The following is a 26,254-nucleotide window of genomic DNA, read 5'->3' as shown; positions in this document are numbered from 1 at the left end:
ACGATCTTGCACGGTTCAACGCAGATCCGCGTCCGATTCTGGCAGTAGGCAGTAGGCAGTAGGCAGTAGGGAGTGGCGGAAGCGGACGGGTGGTGCGATCAGCGCGTGTGATTCTGGCCGGAGGCCGTGGGAGTGCCGGGGTGGCGCTCCCACGGCCTCCGGCCAGAATCAAAAGCGTTGCCCGCCTCGATCTGCGTCTGCCGAAGGCGTAGGAGCGTTGCTTGCTCCGGGCTGTGATCAAGGCTTCGGCAGCGAAGACGATTTTCAGTCAACGCATAGGGCTTAGGCTTACGCCCCATGCACCTCCACCAACCACTCCGGAATCCGCTGTTCCAGATAATAGGTCGGTGTTCTGATCGTCCCGCCGACAAACCCGACATGACCACCCTGTGCCTGAAAGTCGAATCGGGTGCTGTCAGACAACTCGCCAGGCTCGGGCAGGCTGTGGCGAAACACGAACGGATCGTCCAATGCCTGCACCAGCAGCGTCGGCGTGCGAATCGCGCCGAGGTAATAGCGGCTCGACGCTTTCCGGTAATAGTCGTGGGCATCGAGGAAACCGTTGAGCGGCGCGGTGACCTTCCCGTCGAAATCCCAGAACGTGCGCAGGTTGTCCAGCGAGCCTAGTGCGGCGAGGACCGCGAGCCCGTCGCTCAACCCTTCGTGTTGAAAGCGGCGTTGTTTGTCCCGGATGTAACCGACCATCTCGCGCATGAAGTGGCGCTGATACACCTTGGAAAAGCCCAGCCCGATACGGTCCGCGCACTCGTCCAGCCGAAATGGCACCGACACCGCCGCAGCCCCTTGTAACTGGCTTTGGAGGCCGGATTCGCCGAGGTACTTGAGCAAGATATTACCGCCCAGCGAATAACCGACGGCATAGAGCGGCGCCAAGGGGCGGGCGGCTCGCAAGTGATCGATCACGGCGGCGAGGTCTTCCGTGGCGCCGGAGTGGTAGCTGCGAGGCAACAGATTGGGCTCTCCCGAACAGCCACGCCAGTTCACCGCAACGCTGGACCAGCCGCGCTTTTCCATCGCCCGCTGCAAACCTGCAACGTACGGCGAATTGGAAGAGCCGGTCAGGCCATGCAGCACAATGACGACCGGCACTTGGGCGTCATGAGGCCCATGCCAGTCGAGGTCGAGGAAGTCGCCGTCTTCCAGCCAGATGCGCTCGCGACGACGGTCGAGATGAACGGTCTTGCGCCACAGCGGCCCCCACAACGTTTGCAGGTGGGGGTTGCCGAGGCCGGTTGCCGGAACGAAGGCCCGGCTGTCAGCTGGCGACGGCACTTCGTTCCCACAGCGCGTAATACACCTGCCCGGCCTTTTTCTCGCGGTGCAGTCGCCAGTTGCCCGGCATGGCCAAGGTGGAGGGCGCAGTTTCGCTTTCGGTGTAGATCCACGCGTTGTCCGCCAGCCACTGACGTTCTTCGAGCAGCGTGCAGGCCGGTGCCAGCAGGTTTTGGTGGAACGGCGGATCGAGGAAGATCACGTCGAACTGCTCGGCGGGCTGGGTCTCCAGATAACGCAGGGCGTCGCCGGTCGATGTCCTGCCAACCGTGCAGCGCAGGGTGCCGAGATGCTCACGCAGATTGGAAATGGCGGCGGAATTGGTGTCCAGCGCCAGGCCCAGGCTAGCGCCACGGGACAGTGCTTCCAGATACAGCGCGCCGCTGCCCGCGAACGGGTCGAGCACGCGGGCGCCTTCGATGTAAGGCGCCAACCAGTTGAACAGGGTCTCGCGCACCCGGTCCGGCGTCGGGCGCAGGCCGGGGGCATCAGGAAAGCTCAGACGCCGACTGCGCCATTCGCCGCCGATGATTCGCAGTTGGCCGAGGCCCGTATGGACTTTGTGCCCTTTGTGAATGCGCGGCGGCTTGGAAGTCGAGGTCATTAGTGCTCCGGAACGCCGAGGGGTTGCTCGGCAGGTCGATCAGTAGGGGGCGGCAGAGGTTTCTGCGGGACAGTAGGGCCAGCGGTCACGATGATCAGCTTGTCCACGTCCAGATGCTTGTTCATCACCGTCTTGATCTGCTCGACGGTGACGCTCTGAGACTGCGTCATGAAGTCTTCGATGTAGCTCAGGGGCAGATTATAGAAGCCGATTGCCCCCAATTGGCCAACGATTGCCGAGTTGCTCGCCGTGGACAGCGGGAAGCTGCCTGCGAGTTCGCGCTTGGCGTCGTCGAGCTCTTTCTGGGTGGGGCCGTTCGCGAGGAAGTCACGGGTGACGTCCTTGACCAGCTTCAAGGTATTTTCGCTGAGTTCGGCACGGGTTTGCAGGCCGATGATGAACGGGCCTTGGGCCTGCATCGGCGTGAAGCCCGACGAAATGCCGTACGTCAGGCCACGCTTTTCCCGAACTTCGGTCATCAAGCGACTGCCAAAGCCGCCGCCGCCGAGGATCGAGTTGCCCAGCGACAGCGCTGCGTAATCCGGGTCGGCCCGGTCAATGCCCAGCTCGGCCAGCATCAGGTGGGTCTGCTTGGAAGGAAACTCAATGTGAGTCTCGCCAGATTTCGGCTCGGTCGGCGCAACGGTCTTCGCCAATGCCGGGCCTTTCGGCAGCGACGCCGACACTTGAACGGCAACGGCTTCGGCATCTGCGCGAGAAAGATCGCCCACCAATGCAATCACCGCATTCCCCGCCGCGTAGGCCTTGGCGTGAAAGGCTTTCAGCTGCGCGAGCGTGATTGGCGTGATGCTTTTGGCAGTGCCCATGCTTGGATGCCCGTAGGGGTGATTCCCATACAGACGTGTGAACAGCTCATCGCCCGCCAGTTTGCCGGGGTTTTGCTTTTGATATTCAAAGCTGGCGAGAAGCTGGTTTTTGATCCGGGCCAGCGAGTCACTAGGGAACGTGGGCTTGCCAACCACTTCCGAGAACAGCTTGAGCGCCGGTTCGCGTTTCTCGGGCGCGCTCAGGCTGCGCAGCGAAACCAGCGCCATGTCGCGGTAGGAACCGTTGCCGAAGTCGGCGCCCAGCCCTTCGAAGCCTTCGGCGATGGCGCTGACATTCTTGCCTTTCACGCCTTCATTGAGCATGGCGTTGGTGACCAGCGCGATCCCCGGGGTGGCGCCGTCCTGACTGCTGCCAGCCGCGAACAGCAAGCGCATGTCGAACATCGGCAGCTCATGGGCTTCGACGAACAGCACGCGGGCGCCTTCGGCGGTGTTCCATGACTGAATGTTCAATGAGCGACGGGCCGGGGCCTTGCCGTCGAGCTCCTTCAGGGATTCGAGGGTGTTGGCAGCTTTATCGATGGCCTTGGGCGCTTCGGCGGCCGTGTCGGCCATGACCGGTGCAGCGCTAAACAGCGCGAGGGTCGCTGCCAGCAGCATCGAAGGGGCCCGCGTTCGCCCCAGGCGTGTTTCGTTGCGCGGGGTCATTTGGCTTTCTCCTCAGGCAGAACGTGCGCGACGGCGAGGCGTTCGCGGGTGAAATAGGTGCGAGCGGCTTTCTGGATGTCTTCCGGAGTGACGCTTTGCAGCGCCGCCAGTTCGCCGTCGATCAGGCGCCAGGACAGCCCCACGGTTTCCAGCTCGCCGATGGTGCTGGCCTGACTGGTGATCGAATCACGCTCATACACCAGACCGGCAATGACCTGCGCCCGAACCCGCTCAAGCTCTTCTTTGGTCGGCGGCTTGTTTTTCAGCTCGTCCAGCAGGCGCCAGATACCGGCTTCGGTGTCGGCGAGGGTTTTCTTCTTCTGCATGTTGGGCGTGGCGCTGATGGTGAACAGGCTGTCACCACGGGTGTAGGCGTCGTAATCGGAAGATGCACCGGTCACGAGTTCTTCACCGCGCTCCAGACGCGTCGGAATGCGCGCGCTGTAGCCGCCGTCCAGCAGCGCCGAGATCAGGCGCAGGGCGTTGACTGACTGCGGATCGGTCGCGGTGGACAGGCTTGGGACGTTGAAGCCGTACATCAGGCTCGGCATTTGAGTTGCAACATGCACGGTGATCTGGCGCAGGCCCGGTTCAGGCAATTCCAGCGGCTTTTTCGATGGCGGTGTGTCTCGGCGGGGAATCGGCCCAAAGAAGCGTTCGGCCAATGCCTTCACTTCGTCGGGTTTCACGTCGCCCACCACCACCAGCGTGGCGTTATTCGGCACGTACCAGGATTCGTACCAGTGGCGCAGTTCTTCAACCTTCATGCGGTCGAGATCCGCCATCCAGCCGATGGTCGGCGTGTGGTAGCCGCTGGCCGGGTAGGCCATGGCCTTGAAGCGTTCGTAAGCCTTGGCGTTCGGCTTGTCATCGGTGCGCAGGCGGCGCTCTTCCTTGATGACTTCGATCTCGCGCGCGAATTCTTCAGGCGGCAGGCGCAGGCTGGCCATGCGATCGGCTTCCAGCTCGAAGGCCACGCTCAGGCGGTCGCGAGCCAGCACTTGGTAGTACGCGGTGTAATCGTCGCTGGTGAAGGCGTTTTCTTCGGCGCCAAGGTCGCGCAGGATCAGCGACGCCTCACCCGGACCCGCCTTGGAGCTGCCCTTGAACATCATGTGTTCCAGCGCGTGGGACAGGCCGGTCTGGCCGGGCGTCTCGTAACTGGAGCCCACCTTGTACCAGACCTGCGACACCACGACTGGCGCGCGATGATCTTCGCGCACGACGACTTTCAGGCCGTTATCCAGCGTGAATTCGGAAGTGGGTTGAGGGTCGGCGGCGAGAGCAGCAAGGGGCAAACACAATGTGCCGAGCAGAAGGCCTGCGGCACGGCGGGCAATAGCATTCATTCGTCATTTGAACCTTCGAGACGGCCTGCTTGAACTTAGCGTCGGCGGGCGCGGGGGTGTTAGGATAGCGGCCAGTTTGCTTGCCGACTATGCCTGAGAGTCATGCTTGGGAATCGGACTACGATGTAAGTCGGTTGTCCGGGGGCATTTTGTAAGGCTACCCCGCGCTTGAACGGTCATCTGACGGGCCGTCAGCCAGCCAACTGATGAACAAGCGGACATAAAAGCAGTCTGTTTCGCATACAGAATTTTTCAGAGGCGCCGCTCTGGCGCGTCGCTACCTTGAGATAGCCGTCCTCCATGTTTGGTTCCAACGACGACAAGAAGACCCCAGCCTCGGCTGGCGAGAAAAAAGGCCTGTTCGGATGGCTGCGCAAAAAGCCGCAGGAAGCCGTTGCCGAGCAGCCACAGGATTCAACCGCCGCAGCGCCCGAGCCTGTCGTCGAACCGACGCCGCCTGCTGCCGAGCCGCAAACCCCTCCGGCGATCCCGCCTGCTGTGCCACATGTCGCCACGGCTTTCGAAGCGCCAGCGCAGATCGTCGAGCAACCCGCTGGCGAGCCTTGGCTGAAACTGCCGGTCGCCGAAGAGCCGGTGGCGCTGACGGATGAACACGAGCCGCACGTCACCCCCGAGATTCCGGTGTACACCGCGTCGCACGTGCAATCTGAGATCGCCATTCCGCATCCGCCGGCTCAGCCTGCGGTGGTCGATACCCCGTCTTTTGAAGTGCCACCGTCCATCGAGCCAATCCCGGTTGCCCTGCCGGGCCCGGTCGCTGGCGCTGACTTGCCTGCGCTGACCCAGCCTTCGCCTGTTCCCGCGCCGACAGTGGCTGTGCCGGTTGCACCCGTGATCGAGACCCCGCCAGCGCTAGTCGTCCCTGAAGCTCCGGCTCCCGTCGTGGAAGCCAGGCAGCCCGGTTTCTTCGCCCGCCTGAAACAGGGTCTGTCCAAGACCAGCGCCAGCCTTGGTGAAGGCATGGCCAGCCTGTTTCTGGGCAAGAAAGCCATCGACGATGACATGCTCGATGAGCTGGAAACGCGCTTGTTGACCGCCGACGTGGGTGTTGAAGCCACGTCGTTGATCGTGCGCAACCTGACCCAGAAAGTGGCGCGCAAACAGTTGACCGACAGCGATGCGCTGTACAAGTCGCTGCAAAGCGAACTGACTGAAATGCTCAAACCGGTGGAAGCGCCGCTCGTCATCACGGCAGAACACAAGCCGTTCGTGATTCTGGTCGTTGGCGTCAACGGCGCGGGCAAGACCACCACCATCGGCAAGCTGGCCAAGAAGCTTCAGCTTGAAGGCAAGAAAGTCATGCTGGCGGCAGGCGACACCTTCCGCGCTGCGGCGGTCGAGCAGCTTCAGGTCTGGGGTGAGCGCAACAAGATCCCGGTCATCGCCCAGCACACCGGCGCCGACTCGGCCTCGGTCATCTTTGACGCCGTGCAGGCCGCCAAGGCCCGTGGTGTCGACGTGCTGATTGCCGACACCGCTGGTCGTCTGCACACCAAAGACAACCTGATGGAAGAGCTGAAAAAGGTGCGCCGCGTGATCGGCAAGCTGGACGAAGCCGCGCCTCACGAAGTCTTGCTGGTGCTGGATGCCGGTACAGGTCAGAACGCCATCAACCAGGCCAGGCAATTCAACCAGACGGTGAGCCTGACGGGCCTTGCGCTGACCAAGCTCGACGGCACGGCCAAAGGCGGGGTGATCTTCGCGCTGGCCAAGCAGTTCGGGCTGCCGATTCGTTACATCGGCGTCGGTGAAGGCATCGACGATTTGCGGACATTCGAGGCCGAACCGTTCGTTCAGGCCCTCTTCGCCGAGCGGGAGCGCACATGATTCGTTTCGAACAGGTCGGTAAACGCTATCCGAACGGACACGTCGGCTTGCATGAGCTGAGCTTTCGAGTGCGTCGCGGCGAGTTTCTGTTTGTAACCGGCCACTCCGGTGCCGGTAAAAGTACGCTGTTGCGCCTGCTGCTGGCGATGGAACGTCCCACCACCGGCAAACTGCTGCTGGCGGGGCAAGACCTCGGGCAGATCAGCAACGCACAGATTCCGTTCCTGCGTCGGCAAATCGGCGTCGTGTTCCAGAATCACCAGTTGCTGTTCGACCGCACGGTGTTCAACAACGTCGCCCTGCCGCTCCAGATTCTGGGGTTGTCCAAGGCCGAAGTGACCAAGCGTGTCGATTCGGCGCTGGAGCGTGTGGCCCTGTCTGACAAGGCCGAGCTGTACCCTGGCGACTTGTCCACCGGTCAGCAGCAGCGCGTCGGTATTGCACGCGCCATCGTTCACCGCCCGGCTTTGCTGCTGGCGGACGAACCCACCGGTAACCTCGATCCACGGCTGGCAGCGGAAATCATGGGCGTATTTGAAGACATCAACCGCCTGGGCACCAGCGTGCTGATCGCCAGTCACGACCTGGCCCTGATTGCACGCATGCGCCACCGCATGCTGACCCTGCAACGCGGCCGACTGATCGGTGACGGGGAGGCTGGCGTATGAGTGCCACTCGCAGCCCCAAGGTTTCCGAACGCGTGGCGCCAAAGGCCGCCGAGCCGGGCCCGCAGAAGAAAAAGAAACACGACGATGATGATGGTCCAAGCTTTGGCCAGCTGTTCAACGCGTGGATAGAAGCCCATCGCTCCAGCATGACTGACAGCTTGCGGCGTCTGGGCAAGCAGCCAATTGGCAGCTTCTTTACCTGTCTGGTGATGGCCGTCGCATTGAGCCTGCCGATGGGCTTGTCGTTGCTGCTGAGCAATGTCGAGCGGCTGGGCGGTTCGTGGCAGCGCGCGGCGCAAATCTCTCTTTATTTGCAACTGGATGCTTCACCTAGCGAAGGTGCTGGCCTTGTAAATCAGATCAAAGACATGCCCGGCGTCGCCGAAGCGGAGTACATCTCCCGCGATCAGGCGCTGAACGAGTTCCAGCAACAATCAGGCCTGGGCGAAGCGCTCAAGGAATTGCCTGAAAACCCGCTGCCCGGCGTCGTGCTGGTGACTCCACAGGAAGTTGACAAGCCAGCGCTGGAGGCATTACGTACGCGTCTCGCTGAATTGCCGAAAGTGCAGCAGGCGCAGCTTGATCTGGTCTGGGTCGAACGTCTGGCGGCGATTCTGAAATTGGGTGACCGCTTCGTGTTCGGCCTGACAGTGCTGCTGGTGGTGGCATTGTTATTGGTGATAGGCAATACCATCCGTCTTCATATCGAGAACCGCCGCACCGAGATCGAAGTCATTAAACTAGTGGGCGGTACCGATGCCTACGTGCGCAGGCCCTTCCTTTATATGGGCGCGCTGTATGGCTTCGGTGCAGGGATTCTGTCTTGGGGTGTGCTGGCGTTCGGCCTCGACTGGTTGAACGAGGCGGTGGTGCGATTGGCTGGCCTTTATGGAAGCAATTTCGCACTGGCTGGTGTGCCGGTTGCCGATGGTCTGTCCCTATTGCTTGGGGCGGTGCTGTTGGGGTATATCGGTGCGTGGATTGCCGTTGCACGCCATTTGAGAGAGCTGGCACCTCGTTGAGTTTTAATGTTCGGGTAATCTTTTAAGCGTAAATTTTGTTTCATCTATTGACTTTTCAGCTAAGGGAACTTGTTTAGCGGCTCCCGGTCAATTTCGCAGTGCTGAACTGCACGAGTCATGTGTCGGAGGTTTTTTCGTATGACCAATTCTTTGCAACCTGCTTATGCCTTGGTTCCGGGTGCAAACCTGGAAGCCTATGTGCACACGGTCAACAGCATTCCATTGCTGACGCCCGAGCAGGAGCGTGAACTGGCCGAGAGTCTCTATTACGAGCAGGATTTAGGGGCGGCTCGGCAGATGGTGCTCGCCCACCTGCGTTTTGTCGTGCATATCGCACGCAGTTATTCCGGTTATGGACTGGCTCAGGCTGACCTGATCCAGGAAGGTAACGTCGGTCTGATGAAGGCCGTGAAGCGTTTCAACCCAGAAATGGGCGTGCGTCTGGTGTCGTTCGCCGTGCACTGGATCAAGGCTGAGATTCACGAGTTCATCCTGCGCAACTGGCGCATCGTGAAAGTCGCGACCACCAAGGCCCAGCGCAAGCTGTTCTTCAACCTGCGCAGCCAGAAGAAACGTCTGGCGTGGCTGAACAATGAAGAAGTGCACCGTGTGGCTGAAAGCCTTGGTGTAGAGCCACGTGAAGTGCGCGAGATGGAAAGCCGTTTGACCGGTCACGACATGGCGTTCGACCCGGCTGCTGAAGCCGACGACGACAGCGCGTTCCAGTCTCCGGCCAACTACCTGGAAGACCATCGTTACGATCCGGCGCGTCAGTTGGAAGATTCTGACTGGACTGACAGCTCGACCGCCAACCTGCACGAAGCCTTGAACGTGCTGGACGACCGTAGCCGCGACATCCTCTACCAGCGTTGGCTGGCCGAGGAAAAGGCGACGCTGCACGACCTGGCCGAAAAGTACAACGTCTCTGCCGAGCGTATCCGTCAGCTCGAAAAGAGCGCGATGAACAAGCTCAAACTGTCGATTGCTGCGTAAGCGGTCAACCGAAATGCAAAACGCCCCGAGATGATCGGGGCGTTTTTGTTTGTGCCGGCAGTTGCGGCGGAGGCTTGAACTCACCACTCACGCCGATGATTCAGCCCCACCAGATACTCATCCCCACCCAACTGGCGCATCTGTTGACGAATCCACCCGGCGCGGCGCGACACATAGCTGGTGGGGTGGCTGGCGCTCCATTCCCGAGGATTGGGCAGCACGGCGGCGAGGTAGCTGGCCTGCTGGGTCGAGAGCTGGCTGGCGTTGACGTGGAAGTGATGTTGCGCCGCAGCCTGGGCGCCGAACACGCCGTCGTCCCATTCCACGCTGTTGACGTAGACCTCAAGAATCCGTTGTTTGGACCAGAGCACCTCGATCAGGCCGGTGAACCAGGCTTCCAGACCTTTGCGCAGATAACTGCGGCCGGACCACAGAAAGAGGTTTTTCGAGACCTGCTGGCTCAGCGTGCTGGCGCCGCGAATCGAGCCACCACGTTCGTTATGAACCAGTGCGGCCTGAATGGCGTCGATATCGAAACCCCAGTGCTCGGCGAACTTCTGATCTTCGCCGGCGATGACGGCAACTTTCAGGTCGTCGGAGATTTTCTCCCATGGTTCCCAGTCCCGTTGCAGATCGATGGGTTGGCCGTCGAACCAGGACTCGACCTTGCGCTCGACCATCAACGCGGTGAACGGCGGAGGCACGAAGCGAAAAATCAAAACCAGCACGACACTAGCCGCTGCGAACCAGAGCAGGCCTTTGGCGACACGACGGAGAAGGAAACGCAGCATAGGGATGGCTTGGCCGAACCGGTTGAGCGGGCCATTATACAGACCACGCGCCATTGAACGACTTTGCCTGGAGTTTCACATGTTACGAACCTTTCTGATGTTGGCGGCTTTCTTCGGATTCACCGGCGTCGCCCTTGGCGCATTCGCGGCCCATGGCCTGAAAAACCGCCTGACGCCTGAGTACCTGGCGATTTTTCACACCGGCGTGCTGTATCAATTGATCCACACCCTTGCGATCTTTGGTGTGGCGATTCTGGCGACGCAGATTCAGGGGCGGCTGGTCAGTTACGCGGGCATCGCCTTTGTGCTGGGTATTTTGCTGTTCTCGGGCAGTCTTTACCTGCTGACCCTCACCGGCGTCAGCAAATTGGGCATCATCACGCCGATTGGCGGGCTGTGCTTCCTCATCGGCTGGTTCATTCTGGGCTGGCTCGCCTGGCGTCTGGGGCTCGATACGCTTTAAAGAGAACCTGACCCGGCAGTCCGATGTGAGACGAATGGCACTGCTTTGCCTTGGACCCATCGGCTGATCGGGCTAGAATGCTCGCCCCTAAAAATGATGGCTGCCTTTCGCATGCGCATTCAGTTGAACGGTGAATCCTACGAACTGCCCGATGGCGAGACCGTCGCGGCGTTGCTGAACCGTCTGGAACTGACGGGGCGTCGAATCGCGGTGGAGCTGAATCTGGATATCGTCCCGCGCAGCCAGCACGCTTCCACAGCGCTGAACGAAGGCGATCAGGTCGAAGTGGTGCATGCCATCGGCGGCGGCTGATTCACAGCGCCGTGGCCTGTCCGATCCAGAAGAACTGCAAGAACCTCAACCCTAAAGAGGATTTCCGATGAGCAATGTTCGTAGCGATAAGCCGTTTACAGTGGCTGGTCGTACTTTCCAGTCGCGCCTGTTGGTCGGCACGGGCAAGTACAAGGATATGGAAGAAACCCGCCTGGCCATCGAAGCCTCGGGCGCCGAGATCGTCACCTTCGCTGTGCGCCGCACCAACCTCGGCCAGATCGAAGGCGAACCGAACCTGCTCCAAGTACTGTCACCGGATCGCTACACCTTCTTGCCAAACACAGCTGGCTGCTACGACGCCACCGAAGCCGTGCGCACTTGCCGCCTGGCCCGGGAGCTGCTTGACGGCCACAACCTGGTGAAACTGGAAGTGCTGGCGGACCAAAAGACCCTGTTCCCCAACGTGATCGAAACCCTCAAGGCCGCCGAAACGCTGGTCAAGGAAGGCTTCGACGTGATGGTGTACACCAGTGACGACCCGATCATCGCGCGTCAATTGGCCGAAATCGGCTGCTGCGCGATCATGCCGCTGGCAGGCCTAATCGGCAGCGGTCTTGGCATCTGCAACCCCTACAACCTGCAGATCATCCTTGAAGAATCGAACGTCCCGGTGCTGGTCGATGCCGGTGTCGGCACAGCCTCTGACGCCACCATCGCCATGGAACTGGGCTGCGAAGCGGTGCTGATGAACTCGGCCATCGCCCACGCGCAACAACCGATCCTCATGGCCGAAGCCATGAAACACGCCATCCTGGCAGGCCGCATGGCTTACTTGGCTGGCCGTATGCAGAAGAAACTCTATGCCAGCGCGTCCTCGCCGCTGGATGGTCTGATCAAGTAAGAGCCTGTTGATGATTGATTCGCAAACGCCTGACCCACTTCCGGACGACGAAGTGATGAACGACGAAGACGGTAAAGCTCAAGGCGATGACAGCCACCATCGGCGCATCAAGAGCTTCGTGATGCGCGCAGGTCGCATGACCGAAGGCCAGCAACGCGGTCTGGACCAGGGCAAGCCGCTGTTCGTGCTGCCACTGGCCGACGCGCCGGTTGATTTCGACAAGGTGTTCGGTCGCTCCGCGCCGCGCACCCTGGAAATCGGTTTCGGCATGGGCCACTCGTTGCTGGAAATGGCAGCGGCGGCGCCGGAGCAGGATTTCATCGGCGTCGAAGTGCACCGCCCAGGTGTTGGCGCATTGCTCAATGGCGTGCTGACGCAAGGCCTGACCAACCTGCGGGTCTACGATTGCGACGCGATCGAAGTGCTCAACCGCTGCGTGGCCGACAACAGTCTCGACCGCCTGATGCTGTTCTTCCCGGACCCGTGGCACAAGGCGCGTCACCACAAGCGCCGCATCGTACAAGCCGAATTCGCTGAGCTGGTTCGCACCAAGCTCAAGCCGGGCGGCGTTCTGCACATGGCCACCGACTGGGAACCGTATGCCGAGTACATGCTGGAAGTGATGAACGTCGCGCCGGGTTATCGCAATCTGGCCGAAGACGGCAAATGCGTCCCACGCCCTGCGGAGCGCCCGATCACCAAATTCGAACGCCGCGGCGAGCGTCTTGGGCACGGGGTTTGGGATTTGAAGTTCGAGAAGCTGGCGTCACCGAGATCTCTTGTCTCACCGCCGTACCTGTGGGAGCCAGCAAGCCGGCTCCCACAGTTCGTTTCGGATTTACTTTCTGTCGGCGACGACGCCAATCAACACCAGCACCACCAACAGCACCGGCGCCAGACTGTAGTTGTTGAACTGGCTCAGCCCGCGCACGACCCAAGGCGTGGCGTAAATCAGCGCGGCGCCGCTGCCGATGGTGCACAGGAGCGCCATGACCGGTACGCGCAATGCACCGGCAAAGCTGCTCAGGCGACCTTCAATCCAGCCTTTGATGTCTGCGCCGAACAGGATCAGCAGGCAGCCTACCAACGCCAGTGCGATTTCCGACAGGTTGCTGCGGCTCCAGCGTGAGACAGTGGCCAGCAGGTCGAGTACGAGGTCCATTCAGTTTCCTTTGCGTTAAGCCTTAAAGAAGAAAGTACTGCAGCAGGTCATTGAGGAACAGTTGACCTCGGGAAGTGGCCGCCAGACGCGTTGGATCGGTTTCCAGCAAGCCTCGTTGTTCGGCCTGCTGACGCGCGCTGGCGAGCGAATCGACGCTTAGACCCGTGCGACGCTGAAATAATGCAGCGTCCACACCATTTGTCAGGCGCAGTGCGTTCATCAGGAATTCGAACGGCATTTCGTCCAGTGGCAGCAGCTTTTCCCCCGCCTGAAAAGGCTTCGCCGGATTCAGGTAATCCTTGGGCAAACGGGTCTTCCACGTGCGCAGGATACGGCCATCGGGATGGCTGAGCTTGCCGTGGGCACCGGCGCCAATGCCGATGAAATCGCCAAAGCTCCAGTAATTCAGGTTATGCCGCGCAGGACGGCCTGGTTGCGCATAGGCCGACACTTCGTACTGCGTGTAGCCGTTTTCCCTGAGCAGCGTTTGCCCCGCCTCCTGGATGTCCCAGAGAATGTCGTCTTCTGGCAGCGTTGGCGGCTGATTCCAGAACACGGTGTTCGGTTCGAGCGTCAGCTGATACCACGACAGATGCGTCGGGGCGAGAGCGATGGCTTGGCGCAAATCGCCCAGCGCGTCGTCCTGCGACTGATCCGGCAAGCCATGCATCAAGTCCAGATTGAAGTTGTCGAAACCGGCCTGACGCGCCATGTCCGCCGCCCGCACAGCTTCATCGCCGTTGTGGATGCGGCCTAGCGCCTTGAGTTTGGCTTCCTGAAAACTCTGAATACCAATGGAAAGGCGATTAATCCCCAGGCCTCGATAGGCGCTGAATTTCGCCTGCTCAAACGTGCCGGGGTTGGCTTCCAGCGTGATTTCAATGTCTGGCGCGAAACGGATGCGTTGCTCGACGCCCTTCAGCAATCGCCCCAATGCGTCAGCGCTGAACAGGCTGGGCGTGCCGCCGCCGAAGAAGATTGAACTCAGCTCGCGTCCGTAGACGTGGGGCAGGTCCTGATCCAGATCAGCCAACAGCGCGTCGACGTATTCCTGCTCGGGCAGGACAGGGCTGGCGGCGTGGGAATTGAAGTCGCAATACGGGCATTTGCGCACGCACCACGGGATATGAATGTACAGCGACAGCGGAGGCAGCTCGGGCAATGGGCTTCGAGGCTGTTCGGAGCTGAAACCGGCCGCGCCAAGGATCAGCGGCCGGGTGGTTGAATCTTGGGTCATTTCCCCGCCACATCCAGGAGCAGGCGCTGACGCAGAATGGCCATGGCGCGGGCGCGGTGGCTGATCTGGTTCTTGTCGGCAGGAGTCAGCTCGGCGCTGGACAGGCCGCGCTCAGGCACCCAGAACAGCGGGTCATAGCCAAACCCATGCTCGCCACTGGCGGCGGTCAAAATGCGGCCGTGCCACAGCCCTTCACAGAGGATGGGCAGCGGATCGTCGGCGTGACGGACCAGCGCCAACACGCACACGAACTGCGCGCCACGCTGCTCTTCCGGCACGTCTTTGAGGGCGTCGAGCAGCTTGGCGTTGTTCGCAGCGTCGCCTTTGCCATCCGCATAACGTGCCGAATAAATGCCCGGCGCTCCGCCGAGGAAGTCCACCGCCAGCCCTGAATCGTCGGCCAGCGCGGGGAGGCCGGAAATGCGTGCGGCATTGCGAGCCTTGAGGATCGCGTTCTCGACGAACGACAAACCGGTTTCTTCAGGCTCGACGCTGCTGAACTCGCCAATCGAGCGCAGCTGCACGCTGCCGCCGAGCATGGCCTGGAGTTCTTTGAGTTTGCCGGCGTTGTGGCTGGCGAGTACGAGTTGGGAAAACGTCATCATTCGTCCGAGAAAATCTGTTGGTTGAAGCTGAGCGTGTGCGTGTCGTCGTCCCCGGTCTTCACGTTGATGGTGAAGACATAGGTCGCCGAGCTGTCGGGCTCAACCGCAAATTGCGCGAGATAATTCACCGCGCTGTTTTCGTTGAAGGGCTTGAAGGTCAGCGGCTTTTCGCGGCCCGTGAGGTCCTGGATCGTGCCGCTGACAGTGGCCGGAACGGTTTTGCCGTTCTTGACCGCCGTAATGTTGATCACGCCTTGGCCTTTGCTGCGAATCAGCCCGGCTTCCTGCGCGATGGCCGGTTGCAACAGGCCGGAGGCGAAGGCGTTGTAGTGAATGATCAGGTCGCCGAACTGTTCCTGTCGGTTCGGGCTGGCGCTGTTGGCGGCCATTAGCGGCGTCGCCAGCGTCATCAGCATGCCCAGCAGTGCAATCAGACGAGCCATGATCGTTCTCCTGTGAATAGGGATCACACGGCGATCTGGTGGTCCTGCAAGCCGGGGCTGCTGACCCGATAGATGCCGATCTCACCCAACAGATTAGGCCAAAGCTTGCTCGCCCAACCGTGACGATGCTGTTGATCGACAGCCAGCCGATCAATGACCTTCGCCGAGCGGCCCCGGCACAACTCTTCGAAGTCTTCGAAGGTGCAGAAGTGGATGTTCGGCGTGTTGTACCACGTGTACGGCAGGAATTCGGAAACCGGCATCCGGCCCTTGCTCGCCAGGTACCAGCGGCAGCGCCAGTGACCGAAGTTCGGGAAGGTGATGATGCATTGGCGACCGACGCGCAGCATTTCGTCGAGGATGCGGTCCGGGTAGTGCACGGCTTGCAGCGCCTGCGTCATGACCACGATGTCGAAACTGTTGCTGGCAAAGTTGCCCAGCCCCTTGTCCAGGTCTTGCTCGATGACGTTCACGCCCCGCGCCACGCAGCGCGCGATGTTTTCAGCGTCGTTTTCCAGGCCGTAGCCGGTCACTTGCTTGTTGTCCTTCAGCCAGGCCAGCAATTCGCCGTCGCCACAGCCGAGGTCGAGCACGCGGCTGCCTGCCGGTATCCAGTCTTGGATGATTTCCAGGTCGGCTCTCATGGTGTCCTCAGAGTGCAATTCGGTTCATGTAGCTGGAGAAAGCCTGCAGGTAGCGCGGGATCGGCATCAGGAAGGCGTCGTGGCCCTGCGGTGCGTCGATTTCCAGGTAGCAGACGTCCTTTTTCGCGGCCATCAGCGCGTCTACCAGCTCGCGGGAGCGGGCCGGGGAAAAGCGCCAGTCGGTGGTGAACGACATCACGCAGAACTTCGACGTGGCGCTGGCGAAGGTCGCCGCCAGGTTGTCGTCGAAGTTGGCCGCTGGATCGAAGTAGTCCAGCGCCTTGGTCATGAGGAGGTAGGTATTGGCGTCGAAACGGCCGGAGAACTCTTCGCCCTGATAACGCAGGTAACTTTCGACCTGAAACTCGACGCTGTGGAAGTCGTAGTTGAGGTTTTCGTTCTTCAGGCCACGGCCGAATTTCTCGCCCATGGAGTCGTCGGACAGGTACGTGATGTGGCCGACCATGCGTGCCAGCATCAGGCCGCGCTTGGGGATCACGCCCATTTCCTGGAACGAGCCGCCGTGGAATTCCGGGTCAGTGAGGATCGCCTGACGTGCCACTTCGTTGAAGGCGATGTTTTGCGCTGACAACTTGGGCGCCGAGGCGATGGCCAGGCAATGGCGCACGCGATCCGGGTACGTGATGGTCCATTGCAACGCCTGCATGCCGCCCAGACTGCCGCCGACGATGGCCGCCCATTGCATGATGCCGAGGGTGTCGGCCAGACGGGCCTGACTGTGGACCCAGTCCTCGACCGTCAGCACCGGGAAGTTGGCGCCGAAAGGCTTGCCGGTTTCCGGGTTGATGCTGCTCGGGCCAGTGGAGCCATTGCAGCCGCCGAGGTTGTTCAGGCTGACGACGAAGAATTTGTCCGTGTCGATAGGCTTTCCGGGGCCAATGCAGCTGTCCCACCAGCCGGGCTTGCGCTCATCTTCGCTGTGATAACCCGCAGCGTGATGATGGCCGGACAGGGCGTGACAGATCAGCACCGCGTTGCTCTTGGCAGCGTTGAGTTGACCGTAGGTTTCGTAGATGAGGTCGTAATCGGCCAGCGAACGCCCGCAGGCCAGAGCCAGTGGCTCGCTGAAATGCGCCGTCTGCGGCGTGACTAGACCGACAGAATCTTCGGGAAAGACCGTGGACATCGACCCTGCTCTCGCTGAAATGAGGCATAAGTCTAAAGATCGCGGGGGGTAGCGGCAACAAAGTAAATCGCTGAATTCGCTGACGGTCGCGCTTTTGATTCTGGCCGAAGGCCGTGGGAGTTGGCTTGCCTACGATCTGTTGCGAAGCGACAGCAAAACCATGCGACCTTGACCCGCCTGACGTACCGCATGCAGAGGGTTTACTGCCGGTGCCCGGCAGATCGCAGGCAAGCCAGCTCCTACGCCTTCGGCAAAAACGGGATCGCGGTATGTTCTGGGATTTAATTGTGCCGAAGGTGACACGATGGGGCGGTGTGACGCAATTCGCTTTTGATTCTGGCCGAAGGCCGTGGGAGTTGGCTTGCCTACGATCTGTTGCGAAGCGACAGCAAAACCATGCGACCTTGACCCGTCTGACGTACCGCATGCACAGGGTTTACTGCCGGTGCCCGGCAGATCGCAGGCAAGCCAGCTACGCCTTCGGCAGAAGCAGGCTTGTCGTGCGACAGGGTTCTTTAAATCAACCGCCACAACTCCTGCGGCATACCGGCGTAGGCTGCCAGCTCAGGCATGACATACGACTGAAGCACCTGGATCGCCAGAAAGGCGAAGATCGGTGAGATGTCGAGGCCGCCAAGGTTCGGGATGATGCGGCGGAACGGCGCCAGGATCGGTTCGCTGATCTGGTAGGCCAGTTCCGCAGCCGGGTTGTGAGTGCCCGGCGCGATCCAGGACACGATCACCATGATGATCATCGCCACCCAGAAGATTTTCAGCAGCAGCGAGGTAATGCCGATGATCGACCACATCAGCAGGTGAGGCACGTCGCCAATGGTGCCGTAGGTCATCATCAGCACGAACGCCATCAGCAGTGCCTGAATCACGATGGCCAGCAGCAGGGACGAGGTGTCCAGCCCCAGCACGCTTGGCACGATGCGGCGGATCGGCTTGAGCAACGGCTGGGTAGCGCGCACGGCGAACTGGCACAGCGGATTGTAAAAGTTGGCTTTGACCAGTTGCAGCACGAAGCGCAGCAGAACGATGGTCAGGTACAGGCTGATCAGCGTCTGGATGACGAAAATCGTGGCGCCAGTGAGTGCATTCATGAATTGCTCCTTTATTTGCCCAGCAGTTCGGCAAGCTCGGCCGAGCGATGCGCGGCGGCGCCCAGCGCTTTCTCGACAATCGCTTCAAAGCCATCGGCCTGGAACGATTTGATCGCGGCTTCCGTGGTGCCCGCAGGCGAAGTGACGCGACGACGCAGCACAGCCGCATCAACATCGCTGGTGGTGGCCATGCGGGCGGCGCCGAGCGCGGTTTCCTGGCTCAGCTGCTTGGCAACGTCTGGAGACAAGCCCAGCTTCACGCCTGCGGCGGTCATCGCTTCGATCAGCAGGAAGAAATACGCCGGGCCGCTGCCCGATACGGCGGTCACAGCGTCGATTTGGGCTTCGGTGTCCACCCACAGCGCGATGCCGACGGCGGACAGCAGGGTTTCGGCCTGCTGACGTTGGGTCTGGGTCACGTCATCGGTGGCGTACAGCCCGCTCACACCCTGACGCAGCAGCGCCGGGGTGTTAGGCATGCAGCGCACCAGCGGCTGATCGCCCAACCAGGCTTTCATGCTGGCGCAGGTGATACCGGCGGCAATCGAGACGATCAATTGGTTCGGCTTCAGGGCCGGTTTGATCGCTTCGCAGACGGCTTTCATCATCTGCGGCTTCACCGCCAGCAGCACCACGTCGGCGCCTTCGATGGCTTCGGCGTTATCGGCCACAACGGTGATGCCGTGCTCTTTGGCCACGCGCTCACGGGTTTCCTGGCCGGGGTCGCTGGCGCGGATCAAATCAGCTGCGACGCCCTGGGCACGCATGCCGCCAATCAAGCTGGCGGCCATGTTACCGGCGCCGATAAACGCGATACGGGTTTTGCTCATGAACGGCTTCCTGTGAGGCAAAAGTTAAGGCTGCCCATAATTGCGGGCGCCAAAGAGGGCAGTGCCGATCCGCACCCAAGTCGCGCCTTGTGCAATGGCGGCTTCCAGGTCGTGGCTCATGCCCATGGAAAGGGTGTCCAGCGGCAGGTTCAGTTGGTCTTGCAGGTTGCGCACGGTCGCGAACGCGGCGTTCTGTTCGTCGCTGTTTTCGGTCGGTTCGGGAATTGCCATCAAGCCGCGCAATCTCAGATTGGGCAGGGCGCTGATTGCGTGTGCCAGCGCAGGCAGATCTTCAGGGGTGCAGCCGGATTTGCTCGCCTCGCCACTGACGTTGATCTGAATGCAAATGTTGAGAGGAGGCAGTTCGGCGGGGCGTTGTTCGGACAGGCGTTGTGCGATTTTCAAACGATCCACGGAATGTACCCAGTCAAAATGCTCGGCGATGGCGCGAGTCTTGTTTGACTGGATGGGGCCGATGAAATGCCAGATCAAGGGCAGGTCGCTCAATTCGGTCTGTTTGCCGAGGGCTTCTTGCAGGTAGTTCTCGCCAAAGTCGCGCAGCCCGGCGTCATACGCTTCGCGCAGATCGCTGACGGGCTTGGTCTTGCTCACGGCCAGCAGCCGGACGGACGACGGGTCGCGTTGGGCCACCTGAGCGGCGTGACGAATTCGCTCTGCGAGCGTTGAAATGTTCTCTGCTATCGTGGACATTGATTTGCGCCAGCAGGGCTAAAGTCTGCGGCATTCTATGTGATGAGGAGCTGTATGGATATTACCGAGCTGCTTGCCTTCAGTGCCAAGCAAGGCGCGTCGGACTTACACCTCTCGGCTGGCCTGCCGCCGATGATCCGGGTCGATGGCGATGTGCGGCGGATCAACCTGCCAGCGCTGGACCAGAAAGAAGTCCAGGCGCTGATCTACGACATCATGAACGACAAGCAACGCAAGGACTTCGAGGAAGATCTGGAGACGGACTTTTCCTTTGAAGTGCCTGGCGTTGCGCGGTTCAGGGTCAACGCGTTCAACCAGAACCGTGGCGCAGGCGCCGTGTTCCGGACCATTCCGTCGAAGGTCCTGAGCATGGAAGACCTGGGCATGGGGGAAGTGTTTCGGAAGATTACAGACGTCCCCCGTGGACTGGTGCTGGTCACCGGGCCGACCGGTTCGGGTAAATCGACGACGCTCGCCGCGATGGTCGATTACCTGAACGCCAACAAGCACCACCACATCCTGACCATCGAAGACCCGATCGAATTCGTTCACGAGTCCAAGAAGAGCCTGATCAACCAACGTGAAGTCCACCGCGACACCCACGGCTTCGCCGAAGCCCTGCGGTCGGCGCTGCGGGAAGACCCGGACGTGATTCTGGTGGGTGAGCTGCGGGACCTGGAAACCATTCGACTGGCGCTGACCGCTGCGGAAACCGGGCACTTGGTGTTCGGCACTTTGCACACCACGTCGGCGGCGAAAAGTATCGACCGGATCGTGGACGTGTTTCCAGCTCAGGAAAAATCGATGATTCGCTCAATGCTGTCTGAGTCGCTGCACGCCATCGTGTCGCAGGCATTGCTGAAAAAGGTGGGCGGCGGTCGGGTCGCAGCGCACGAAATCATGATCGGCACGTCGGCGATTCGTAACCTCATCCGCGAGGACAAAGTGGCGCAGATGTACTCGTCGATTCAGACCGGGGGCGCGTTGGGGATGCAGACACTGGACATGTGCCTGAAAGACCTGGTGACCAAAGGGCTGATCACGCGGGAAAGCGCTCGCGAGAAGGCGAAGACGCCGGATAACTTTTAACTGCCAAGCGCTGGATACAACTGTGGGAGCGAATTCATTCGCGATTGGTCAGTACATCCGATAAAACTCTATCGGCTGTACCACCGTATCGCGAAGAAATTCGCTCCCACAGGTCTTGCATTCGGCAGCTGGGTTCCGTCGTCAGACAGAACGTCGCAGATCAGCGTTGCGCGATCCGCACGGTGCCTTTCTTGCTCGGTGGTTGCTTCGGCAGTACACGTTTGGCCACGACGTAGTGGCTGTCCCAGTACGGCTTTTTCAGCGTGTCGATCGTCACGGCCTTGCCACGGCGAGGCGCGTGGACGAAGCGATCATCACCCAGATAAATCGCGACGTGATTCACCTGACGGCTCTTGATGTTGAAGAACAACAAGTCGCCTGGCTTCAAGTCCTTGCGATCGACCTTTTGCCCGTGTCCTTCGGACATAGCATTGGAGGTGCGCGGCAAATCCACTTCGCTCACGTCGTTAAACGCGTATTTCACCAAGCCACTGCAATCGAACCCTTTTGTTGGGCTAGTACCGCCCCAACGATAAGGTGTACCGATGGCCTTGACGGCCCGGTTGACTACGTTGCTGCTTTGCTTGGTGCCCATCTGCCCCGTTGTGGCGAGGGCAACGGTGTGCTGCGAAATCTTGTGAGAACCGGCCTGGGCTTTTTTGCCTTTGGTGGTTCGGCTTTTCTTATCGGAGGTTTCGAGCGGCATTGCCGTTTCTTCGAGGGCCTCTTGGGTGACTCTTTTACTCGCTACCGATGTTGGCGAAGGATGACTGTTCGCTGTAAATCCGGTGAAGCTTGGAGGTAGCGGTTGCTCACGATTGGTGGCGTGGGCGGCCAGTGGCATAAATAGACAGATAGTCAGCCATGTCTTCAAAAATGGACGCATTAGGCAGGGCTCATGTGGGTCAGCGCGCAACTTTATAACAGCTTTTTCAAGGATTCTGATCCCATTTGTCGAACAATTTACTGCCCGGGAAGTCAGAATTGACCGCAAAAATGTCACATCGCGGTAGGCTCCCCCTTGCAGAACAAGGGTTTGCAGGGATGGACAGAGGTTCAAGCCATACGTCGGACGGCATCACGAAAGTCACAAAACTTACGCATATTTTTTTCTATTGCCCCAAAAGAGGTACCCAATGAACACCTATTACCCGGATGGCCAGCGGCCAGACACCCACAGCAAGGTCATGGGATACCTGTTGTGGATTTTCGGTTTTACCGGCTCTCACCGGTTCTATTACGGCAAGCCGGTGACCGGGACGATCTGGTTTTTCACCTTGGGGCTGTTGGGGATTGGCTGGTTGATTGACCTGTTCCTGATCCCCTCGATGGACGAACAGGCGGACATGCGTTTCAGCGACGGACCGACCGATTACAGCGTCGCGTGGATTCTGCTGACGTTTCTAGGCGTGTTCGGGCTGCATCGGATGTATCAGGGCAAATGGATCACCGGGATCATCTACCTGCTGACGGGGGGACTGTTCTTTCTGGGGATTTTGTATGATTTCTGGACGTTGAATGACCAGATTTCGGAGAAAAATGCCCGACGTCGTTGAAACGAACGTCGCGAAACTCTGTAGCAGTCTGGCTTGCCGACGGTAGCGATTTTGAAGGCGCCACCGTCGGCAAGCCGTGTGGCTACGGGGGTTAACTACGCGATATAGCTCATCCGCCCATCCACGAAGGTGTACCTGACAGCGCCCGGCAAGCAGTGGCCGAGGAACGGGCTGTTTTCGCCCTTCGACAGCCATTTTTCGCCTGCCACAGTGGAAGCCGCGGGATCAAACAACACTAGATCTGCCGCTGCACCCGCTGCCAGTTGGCCCGCAGGCAAACGCAGGGCCGCTGCAGGACCTGCGCTGAGACGCGACAAGAGCGTCGGCAGGTCCAACAGGCCGTCTTCCACCAATGTCATCGCCAGCGGCAGCAGCAGCTCGACACTGCTGATCCCCGGTTCAGTCGCGCCGAACGGAGCCAGCTTGGCGTCACGTTCATGAGGCTGGTGATGGCTGGAGATCGCTTGAACCACACCCGATTTGACTGCCTCACGCAGCGCGTCGCGGTCGGCGCGGGTGCGCAGGGGCGGTTGCACGTGATAGAGGCTGGAGAAGTCGATCAGCGCTTCGTCCGTCAGGATTAACTGATACAGCGCCACGTCGGCCGTCACCGGCAAACCACGGGCTTGCGCCTGAGCAACCAATGCCACGCCCCGCGCGCTGGTCAATTGCGTGAAGTGCGCGCGCACGCCGCTTTGTTCGACCAGCAGCAGGTCGCGGGCCAACGCCACGGTTTCAGCGGTTTCCGGAATGCCCGGCAGGCCGAGGAACGCTGCCGTCGGGCCGTCATGAGCCATACCGCCTGCTGCCAGATCGTGGTCCTGCGAATTGAAAATCACGGTCAGGTCGAAGGTCGCGGCGTATTCCAGCGCGCGGCACAGCGTGCGATTGCTCTTGAAATTGGTCAGGCCGTTGGTAAACGCCACGCAACCGGCGTCGCGCAGGGCGATCAGTTCGGCCAGTTGCTCGCCTTCGAGACCCTTGCTCAGCGCGCCGATGGGGAACACCTTGCTGTGGCCGGCCTCGCGGGCGCGGTCCAGAATCAACTCAGCCACCGCCGAGGTGTCCAGGACCGGCTTGGTGCGCGGCGGACAGCATAGGCTGGTCACGCCACCGGCCGCAGCGGCGCGGGTTTCACTGGCGATACTGCCTTTGCGGCTGTAGCCCGGTTCGCGCAGGGACACGTTCAGGTCAACCAGACCCGGCGCCGCCACAAGGCCTTGGCCGTCGATGGTTTGCGAAGGCGAGAAATCGGCAGGGGCCGCGCCCAGGGCGAGGATTTTGCCTGCCTCAAGGTGAACGTCGATGACTTGATCCAGACCGCTGACAGGGTCGATGACGCGAGCGCCGAGGATGCTGAACTTCACTGGGCGTTCTCCTGCTCGAACTGACGTTGCGCGGTTTGGCCACTCATGGCCATGGACAGAACGGCCATGCGGATTGCAATGCCGTAGGTCACTTGATTGAGGATCACCGAGTGGGCGCCGTCGGCCACCGCCGATTCGATTTCCACACCCCGGTTGATCGGGCCGGGGTGCATGACGATGGCGTCGGGCTTGGCACCGGCCAGACGCGCGGTGGTCAGGCCGAACAGGCGGTAGAACTCGCCTTCGCTCGGCAGCAGGCCGCCGGACATTCTTTCCCGTTGCAGACGCAGCATGATCACCACGTCCACGTCTTTGAGGCCCTCGGTCAGGTCGGTGTAGACCTTTACGCCATACTGCTCGACGCCAATCGGCAGCAGGGTTTTCGGCGCGACCACGCGGATGTCCGGGCAGCCCAGCGCCTTGAGCGCGATCATGTTCGAACGCGCCACGCGGGAGTGCAGGATATCGCCAACGATGGCCACCGACAGGTTCTTGAAGTCGCCCTTGTGGCGGCGGATGGTCAGCATGTCGAGCATGCCTTGCGTCGGGTGTGCATGGCGCCCGTCGCCACCGTTGATGATCGCCACCTGCGGGCAAACGTGCTCCGCGATGAAGTGCGCCGCGCCCGAATCGCCGTGACGTACGACGAACATGTCGGCGGCCATGGCCTCAAGGTTGCGCAGGGTGTCGAACAGCGTCTCGCCCTTGCTGGTGGAGGACGTCGACACGTTCAGAGTGATGACGTCCGCTGACAGCCGCTGTGCCGCCAGTTCGAATGTAGTGCGGGTGCGCGTCGAGTTCTCGAAGAACACGTTGCACACGGTTTTGCCGCGCAACAGCGGGACTTTCTTCACCGCCCGGGCGCCGACTTCGAGGAACGAATCAGCGGTGTCGAGGATTTCGGTGAGCAGTTCGCGGGGCAAACCGTCGAGCGAGAGGAAATGTTGCAACTGACCCTGATGGTTCAGTTGCAGCGGGCGCTTGGCGTCGAGAGGCGTCATCGCAAAGGACTCTTAGAGGGCGGCGGAATCGGTGGAAAGGTCTTGCAGCTCCAGCGTGAGCGGCGTCGGGCCGGACAGTTTGACGCGCTCGTCTGGAGACAGATTCAGCGTCGCGCCGGTCACATTCGGACGAATCGGCAGCTCGGCGGCGTCCAGGTCGAGCAGCGACACCAGCGTTACGCTGGCCGGGCGGCCATAGTCGAACAGTTCATTGAGGGCGGCGCGAATGGTCCGGCCACTCATCAGCACGTCATCGATCAGCACCAGATGCTGGCCTTCGATCTCGAACGGCAGCTCCGACGGACGCACTTGAGGGTGCAGGCCGTTCTGGCTGAAGTCGTCACGATAGAAAGAAACGTCCAGCGTGCCCAGTGGCGACTGGCTGCCCAGCGCTTCGAGCAGGGCTTGCGCGACCCAAACGCCGCCGGTGCGGATGCCGATGAAACGGGGTTCGCTGATGCCGCGTTTGTTCAGGTGTGCGCTCAGGTCGATCGCCATCTGGCTGATCAGTGCGGCGGGATTGGGCAGGGTCATGGTGGCTCCTTCAAGAACCCGGCCGTGCGATGGCGGACGGCAGGGCTAAAACTCGGATTCGTTGCAGTGTAAACCGCTCAGGTTTCAAACAGCGCGCCGTTGGCGTCCAGCCAGCCTTGCAGCAGCAGAGCCGCGGCGATGGCGTCCACCGGGTTGTCGCGGTAACTGCCACGCTGGCCACCACGGGCCATGCGCTCGCCCTTGGCTTCGAAGGTGGTCAGGCGCTCGTCGTGGGTGTACACGGGGAGGTTGAAACGTCCATTGAGCTTGCGCGAGAACTTCTCGGCGCGAGCGCTCATTTCGCTGGGGGTGCCGTCCATGTTGAGCGGCAGGCCGACGACGATAGCGTCGGGCTTCCATTCGGTGATCAGTGCCTGCACCTTGTCCCAGTCCGGAACGCCGTTTTGAGCCTTCAGTGTGCACAGCTCGCGCGCTTGGCCGGTGATCACCTGGCCGACGGCAACGCCGATTTGTCGGGTGCCGTAGTCGAAGCCCAGAAGCAGACGCAATGCAGCCATCAGGCGTGGCCCGCCTGGCTGGTCAGCAGATTCAGGTTGATGCCGAGTTTGGCGGCGGCGGCGTCGAGACGGAGTTCGCTGTCGACTTCGAACAGAATGGCCGGGTCGAATGCGCAGTTGAGCCAGGCATTGGCAGCGAACTCAGCTTCCAGTTGGCCTGCGTCCCAGCCCGCATAGCCCAGCGTGATCAAATTTTGATCAGGGCCGTAGCCGTCGGCGATGGAGAACAGCACGTCTTGCGAGGTGGACAGCGAGATGCCGCCCAGATCGACTGTGGCCTGAAACACTTGGCCGGTCGGGTGCAGGACGAAGCCACGGTCGGTTTGCACCGGGCCGCCGACATGAATGGGGATGTGCTGACAACGGGCGGGCGGCGCCAACTCCGGTCGCAGCTGTTCGAGAATATCGGCCAGCGACAGGCTTTGCGGTCGGTTGATCACCAGACCCATGGCGCCATTGGCGTTGTGCTCGACGATATAGGTCAAGGTCTGAGCGAAGTTCTCATCGTGCATGTGGGGCATGGCGATCAGAAATTGGTGCTTGAGGTACGACGGAGTGACGTTTTTCATGAGCCCTAGTGTGGCGCCGTAGGGCTGCTGTGAC

Annotated in this window: 29 protein-coding genes and 1 pseudogene; 10 read left to right on the top strand and 20 right to left on the bottom strand. The window is 60.8% G+C overall.

The genetic code is table 11. The annotated features are described in order from the left end of the window. Window positions 1–288: 288 nt before the first annotated feature. The 4 genes from ACIQAL_RS25605 to ACIQAL_RS25590 are packed head-to-tail and all read right to left on the bottom strand — an operon-like array spanning window position 289 to window position 4,742. Complete coding sequence (locus ACIQAL_RS25605; RefSeq protein WP_341961337.1) at window positions 289–1,293, bottom strand: hydrolase; 1,005 nt, start codon at window positions 1,291–1,293, stop codon at window positions 289–291. Then, window positions 1,277–1,897: a 16S rRNA (guanine(966)-N(2))-methyltransferase RsmD gene (gene rsmD, locus ACIQAL_RS25600; RefSeq protein ID WP_341961338.1), complete on the bottom strand. Its 621-nt coding sequence runs from the start codon at window positions 1,895–1,897 to the stop codon at window positions 1,277–1,279. The genes ACIQAL_RS25605 and rsmD overlap by 17 nt, the downstream gene beginning before the upstream one ends. Next, window positions 1,897–3,393: a M16 family metallopeptidase gene (locus ACIQAL_RS25595; protein WP_401150363.1), complete on the bottom strand. Its 1,497-nt coding sequence runs from the start codon at window positions 3,391–3,393 to the stop codon at window positions 1,897–1,899. Before ACIQAL_RS25595 ends, rsmD begins: the two co-directional genes overlap by 1 nt. Beyond that, entirely contained in the window at window positions 3,390–4,742 is a 1,353-nt protein-coding gene (locus ACIQAL_RS25590) for a M16 family metallopeptidase (protein ID WP_401150362.1), read from the bottom strand. Before ACIQAL_RS25590 ends, ACIQAL_RS25595 begins: the two co-directional genes overlap by 4 nt. 300 nt (window positions 4,743–5,042) lie before the next feature. On the opposite strand from ACIQAL_RS25590, the gene ftsY reads away from it, so the two are divergent. The 4 genes from ftsY (at window position 5,043) to rpoH (ending at window position 9,273) form a co-directional block, all read left to right on the top strand. Beyond that, complete coding sequence (gene ftsY, locus ACIQAL_RS25585) at window positions 5,043–6,590, top strand: signal recognition particle-docking protein FtsY (protein WP_401150360.1); 1,548 nt, start codon at window positions 5,043–5,045, stop codon at window positions 6,588–6,590. Then, on the top strand, window positions 6,587–7,258 hold the full coding sequence (ftsE, locus tag ACIQAL_RS25580; RefSeq protein WP_166595768.1) for a cell division ATP-binding protein FtsE: 672 nt from the start codon (window positions 6,587–6,589) through the stop codon (window positions 7,256–7,258). The genes ftsY and ftsE overlap by 4 nt, the downstream gene beginning before the upstream one ends. Next, window positions 7,255–8,280, top strand: a complete 1,026-nt coding sequence (gene ftsX, locus ACIQAL_RS25575) for a permease-like cell division protein FtsX (RefSeq protein ID WP_401150357.1) — start codon at window positions 7,255–7,257, stop codon at window positions 8,278–8,280. The genes ftsE and ftsX overlap by 4 nt, the downstream gene beginning before the upstream one ends. A gap of 138 nt (window positions 8,281–8,418) precedes the next feature. Beyond that, the gene (rpoH, locus tag ACIQAL_RS25570) at window positions 8,419–9,273 is read left to right on the top strand and encodes an RNA polymerase sigma factor RpoH (protein ID WP_065991120.1); all 855 of its coding nucleotides are present in this window, start codon (window positions 8,419–8,421) and stop codon (window positions 9,271–9,273) included. Window positions 9,274–9,353: 80 nt separating this feature from the next. On the opposite strand, the gene mtgA is transcribed toward rpoH, so the two are convergent. Next, window positions 9,354–10,064: a monofunctional biosynthetic peptidoglycan transglycosylase gene (gene mtgA / locus ACIQAL_RS25565; protein WP_401150355.1), complete on the bottom strand. Its 711-nt coding sequence runs from the start codon at window positions 10,062–10,064 to the stop codon at window positions 9,354–9,356. A gap of 79 nt (window positions 10,065–10,143) precedes the next feature. Here mtgA and ACIQAL_RS25560 point away from each other — a divergent pair, with 79 nt between their 5' ends. From ACIQAL_RS25560 to trmB, 4 genes and pseudogenes are all read left to right on the top strand, one after another. Next, window positions 10,144–10,527, top strand: coding sequence for a DUF423 domain-containing protein (locus ACIQAL_RS25560; RefSeq protein WP_296186334.1), 384 nt, complete (start codon window positions 10,144–10,146; stop codon window positions 10,525–10,527). A gap of 111 nt (window positions 10,528–10,638) precedes the next feature. Continuing rightward, window positions 10,639–10,839, top strand: a complete 201-nt coding sequence (gene thiS, locus ACIQAL_RS25555; protein ID WP_341961347.1) for a sulfur carrier protein ThiS — start codon at window positions 10,639–10,641, stop codon at window positions 10,837–10,839. A 67-nt stretch (window positions 10,840–10,906) separates the two neighbouring features. Next, a complete protein-coding gene (locus tag ACIQAL_RS25550) occupies window positions 10,907–11,701 on the top strand; it encodes a thiazole synthase (RefSeq protein WP_401150353.1) in 795 nt (264 codons plus the stop codon). A gap of 55 nt (window positions 11,702–11,756) precedes the next feature. Further along, a pseudogene (gene trmB / locus ACIQAL_RS25545) lies at window positions 11,757–12,464 on the top strand (tRNA (guanosine(46)-N7)-methyltransferase TrmB); the annotation flags it as partial. A gap of 75 nt (window positions 12,465–12,539) precedes the next feature. On the opposite strand, the gene ACIQAL_RS25540 reads toward trmB, so the two are convergent. The 9 genes from ACIQAL_RS25540 to ACIQAL_RS25500 all read right to left on the bottom strand — a co-directional run bounded on the left by ACIQAL_RS25540 (window position 12,540) and on the right by ACIQAL_RS25500 (window position 19,586). Next, window positions 12,540–12,863, bottom strand: a complete 324-nt coding sequence (locus ACIQAL_RS25540; protein ID WP_062385487.1) for a DUF3392 domain-containing protein — start codon at window positions 12,861–12,863, stop codon at window positions 12,540–12,542. Between the two features lie 22 nt (window positions 12,864–12,885). Beyond that, complete coding sequence (hemW, locus tag ACIQAL_RS25535; protein ID WP_401150351.1) at window positions 12,886–14,100, bottom strand: radical SAM family heme chaperone HemW; 1,215 nt, start codon at window positions 14,098–14,100, stop codon at window positions 12,886–12,888. Then, on the bottom strand, window positions 14,097–14,705 hold the full coding sequence (gene rdgB, locus ACIQAL_RS25530) for an RdgB/HAM1 family non-canonical purine NTP pyrophosphatase (protein WP_401150349.1): 609 nt from the start codon (window positions 14,703–14,705) through the stop codon (window positions 14,097–14,099). The genes hemW and rdgB overlap by 4 nt, the downstream gene beginning before the upstream one ends. Then, on the bottom strand, window positions 14,702–15,148 hold the full coding sequence (locus ACIQAL_RS25525; protein ID WP_341961353.1) for a DUF4426 domain-containing protein: 447 nt from the start codon (window positions 15,146–15,148) through the stop codon (window positions 14,702–14,704). The genes rdgB and ACIQAL_RS25525 overlap by 4 nt, the downstream gene beginning before the upstream one ends. Window positions 15,149–15,171: 23 nt before the next feature. After that, window positions 15,172–15,792: a methionine biosynthesis protein MetW gene (gene metW, locus ACIQAL_RS25520; protein WP_166595759.1), complete on the bottom strand. Its 621-nt coding sequence runs from the start codon at window positions 15,790–15,792 to the stop codon at window positions 15,172–15,174. A gap of 7 nt (window positions 15,793–15,799) precedes the next feature. After that, the gene (locus ACIQAL_RS25515; RefSeq protein ID WP_401150347.1) at window positions 15,800–16,939 is read right to left on the bottom strand and encodes a homoserine O-acetyltransferase; all 1,140 of its coding nucleotides are present in this window, start codon (window positions 16,937–16,939) and stop codon (window positions 15,800–15,802) included. Between the two features lie 515 nt (window positions 16,940–17,454). Continuing rightward, on the bottom strand, window positions 17,455–18,045 hold the full coding sequence (locus ACIQAL_RS25510) for a YggT family protein (RefSeq protein WP_341961357.1): 591 nt from the start codon (window positions 18,043–18,045) through the stop codon (window positions 17,455–17,457). A gap of 11 nt (window positions 18,046–18,056) precedes the next feature. Then, window positions 18,057–18,875, bottom strand: coding sequence for a pyrroline-5-carboxylate reductase (gene proC / locus ACIQAL_RS25505; protein WP_401150344.1), 819 nt, complete (start codon window positions 18,873–18,875; stop codon window positions 18,057–18,059). Window positions 18,876–18,899: 24 nt separating this feature from the next. After that, window positions 18,900–19,586: a YggS family pyridoxal phosphate-dependent enzyme gene (locus ACIQAL_RS25500; RefSeq protein WP_401150343.1), complete on the bottom strand. Its 687-nt coding sequence runs from the start codon at window positions 19,584–19,586 to the stop codon at window positions 18,900–18,902. A gap of 54 nt (window positions 19,587–19,640) precedes the next feature. Between ACIQAL_RS25500 and ACIQAL_RS25495 the strand changes: the two genes are divergently transcribed. Further along, on the top strand, window positions 19,641–20,675 hold the full coding sequence (locus ACIQAL_RS25495; RefSeq protein WP_166595754.1) for a type IV pilus twitching motility protein PilT: 1,035 nt from the start codon (window positions 19,641–19,643) through the stop codon (window positions 20,673–20,675). A 160-nt stretch (window positions 20,676–20,835) separates the two neighbouring features. Here ACIQAL_RS25495 and ACIQAL_RS25490 read toward each other — a convergent pair whose 3' ends face one another. Next, window positions 20,836–21,561: a C40 family peptidase gene (locus ACIQAL_RS25490; RefSeq protein WP_401150341.1), complete on the bottom strand. Its 726-nt coding sequence runs from the start codon at window positions 21,559–21,561 to the stop codon at window positions 20,836–20,838. A gap of 250 nt (window positions 21,562–21,811) precedes the next feature. Here ACIQAL_RS25490 and ACIQAL_RS25485 point away from each other — a divergent pair, with 250 nt between their 5' ends. Further along, window positions 21,812–22,231, top strand: coding sequence for an NINE protein (locus ACIQAL_RS25485; RefSeq protein WP_401150339.1), 420 nt, complete (start codon window positions 21,812–21,814; stop codon window positions 22,229–22,231). 95 nt (window positions 22,232–22,326) lie between these two features. On the opposite strand, the gene ACIQAL_RS25480 is transcribed toward ACIQAL_RS25485, so the two are convergent. From ACIQAL_RS25480 to ACIQAL_RS25460, 5 genes are all read right to left on the bottom strand, one after another. Continuing rightward, the gene (locus ACIQAL_RS25480; RefSeq protein WP_401150338.1) at window positions 22,327–23,598 is read right to left on the bottom strand and encodes a dihydroorotase; all 1,272 of its coding nucleotides are present in this window, start codon (window positions 23,596–23,598) and stop codon (window positions 22,327–22,329) included. Further along, entirely contained in the window at window positions 23,595–24,599 is a 1,005-nt protein-coding gene (locus ACIQAL_RS25475; protein ID WP_166595750.1) for an aspartate carbamoyltransferase catalytic subunit, read from the bottom strand. Before ACIQAL_RS25475 ends, ACIQAL_RS25480 begins: the two co-directional genes overlap by 4 nt. Window positions 24,600–24,611: 12 nt before the next feature. Beyond that, complete coding sequence (gene pyrR, locus ACIQAL_RS25470) at window positions 24,612–25,133, bottom strand: bifunctional pyr operon transcriptional regulator/uracil phosphoribosyltransferase PyrR (protein WP_401150336.1); 522 nt, start codon at window positions 25,131–25,133, stop codon at window positions 24,612–24,614. 77 nt (window positions 25,134–25,210) lie between these two features. Further along, window positions 25,211–25,651 (bottom strand): Holliday junction resolvase RuvX, encoded by a 441-nt coding sequence (ruvX, locus tag ACIQAL_RS25465; protein WP_166595748.1) that lies wholly within the window; start codon window positions 25,649–25,651, stop codon window positions 25,211–25,213. After that, a complete protein-coding gene (locus tag ACIQAL_RS25460) occupies window positions 25,651–26,220 on the bottom strand; it encodes a YqgE/AlgH family protein (protein ID WP_166595747.1) in 570 nt (189 codons plus the stop codon). Before ACIQAL_RS25460 ends, ruvX begins: the two co-directional genes overlap by 1 nt. Between the last annotated feature and the right edge of the window lie 34 nt (window positions 26,221–26,254).

This window comes from Pseudomonas sp. NPDC088368, from assembly GCF_044753445.1.
Classification (GTDB): domain Bacteria; phylum Pseudomonadota; class Gammaproteobacteria; order Pseudomonadales; family Pseudomonadaceae; genus Aquipseudomonas; species Aquipseudomonas bambusae.
Note: the sequence above shows the minus strand (reverse complement) of the source record. Positions and strands in the feature narration are given on the sequence as shown.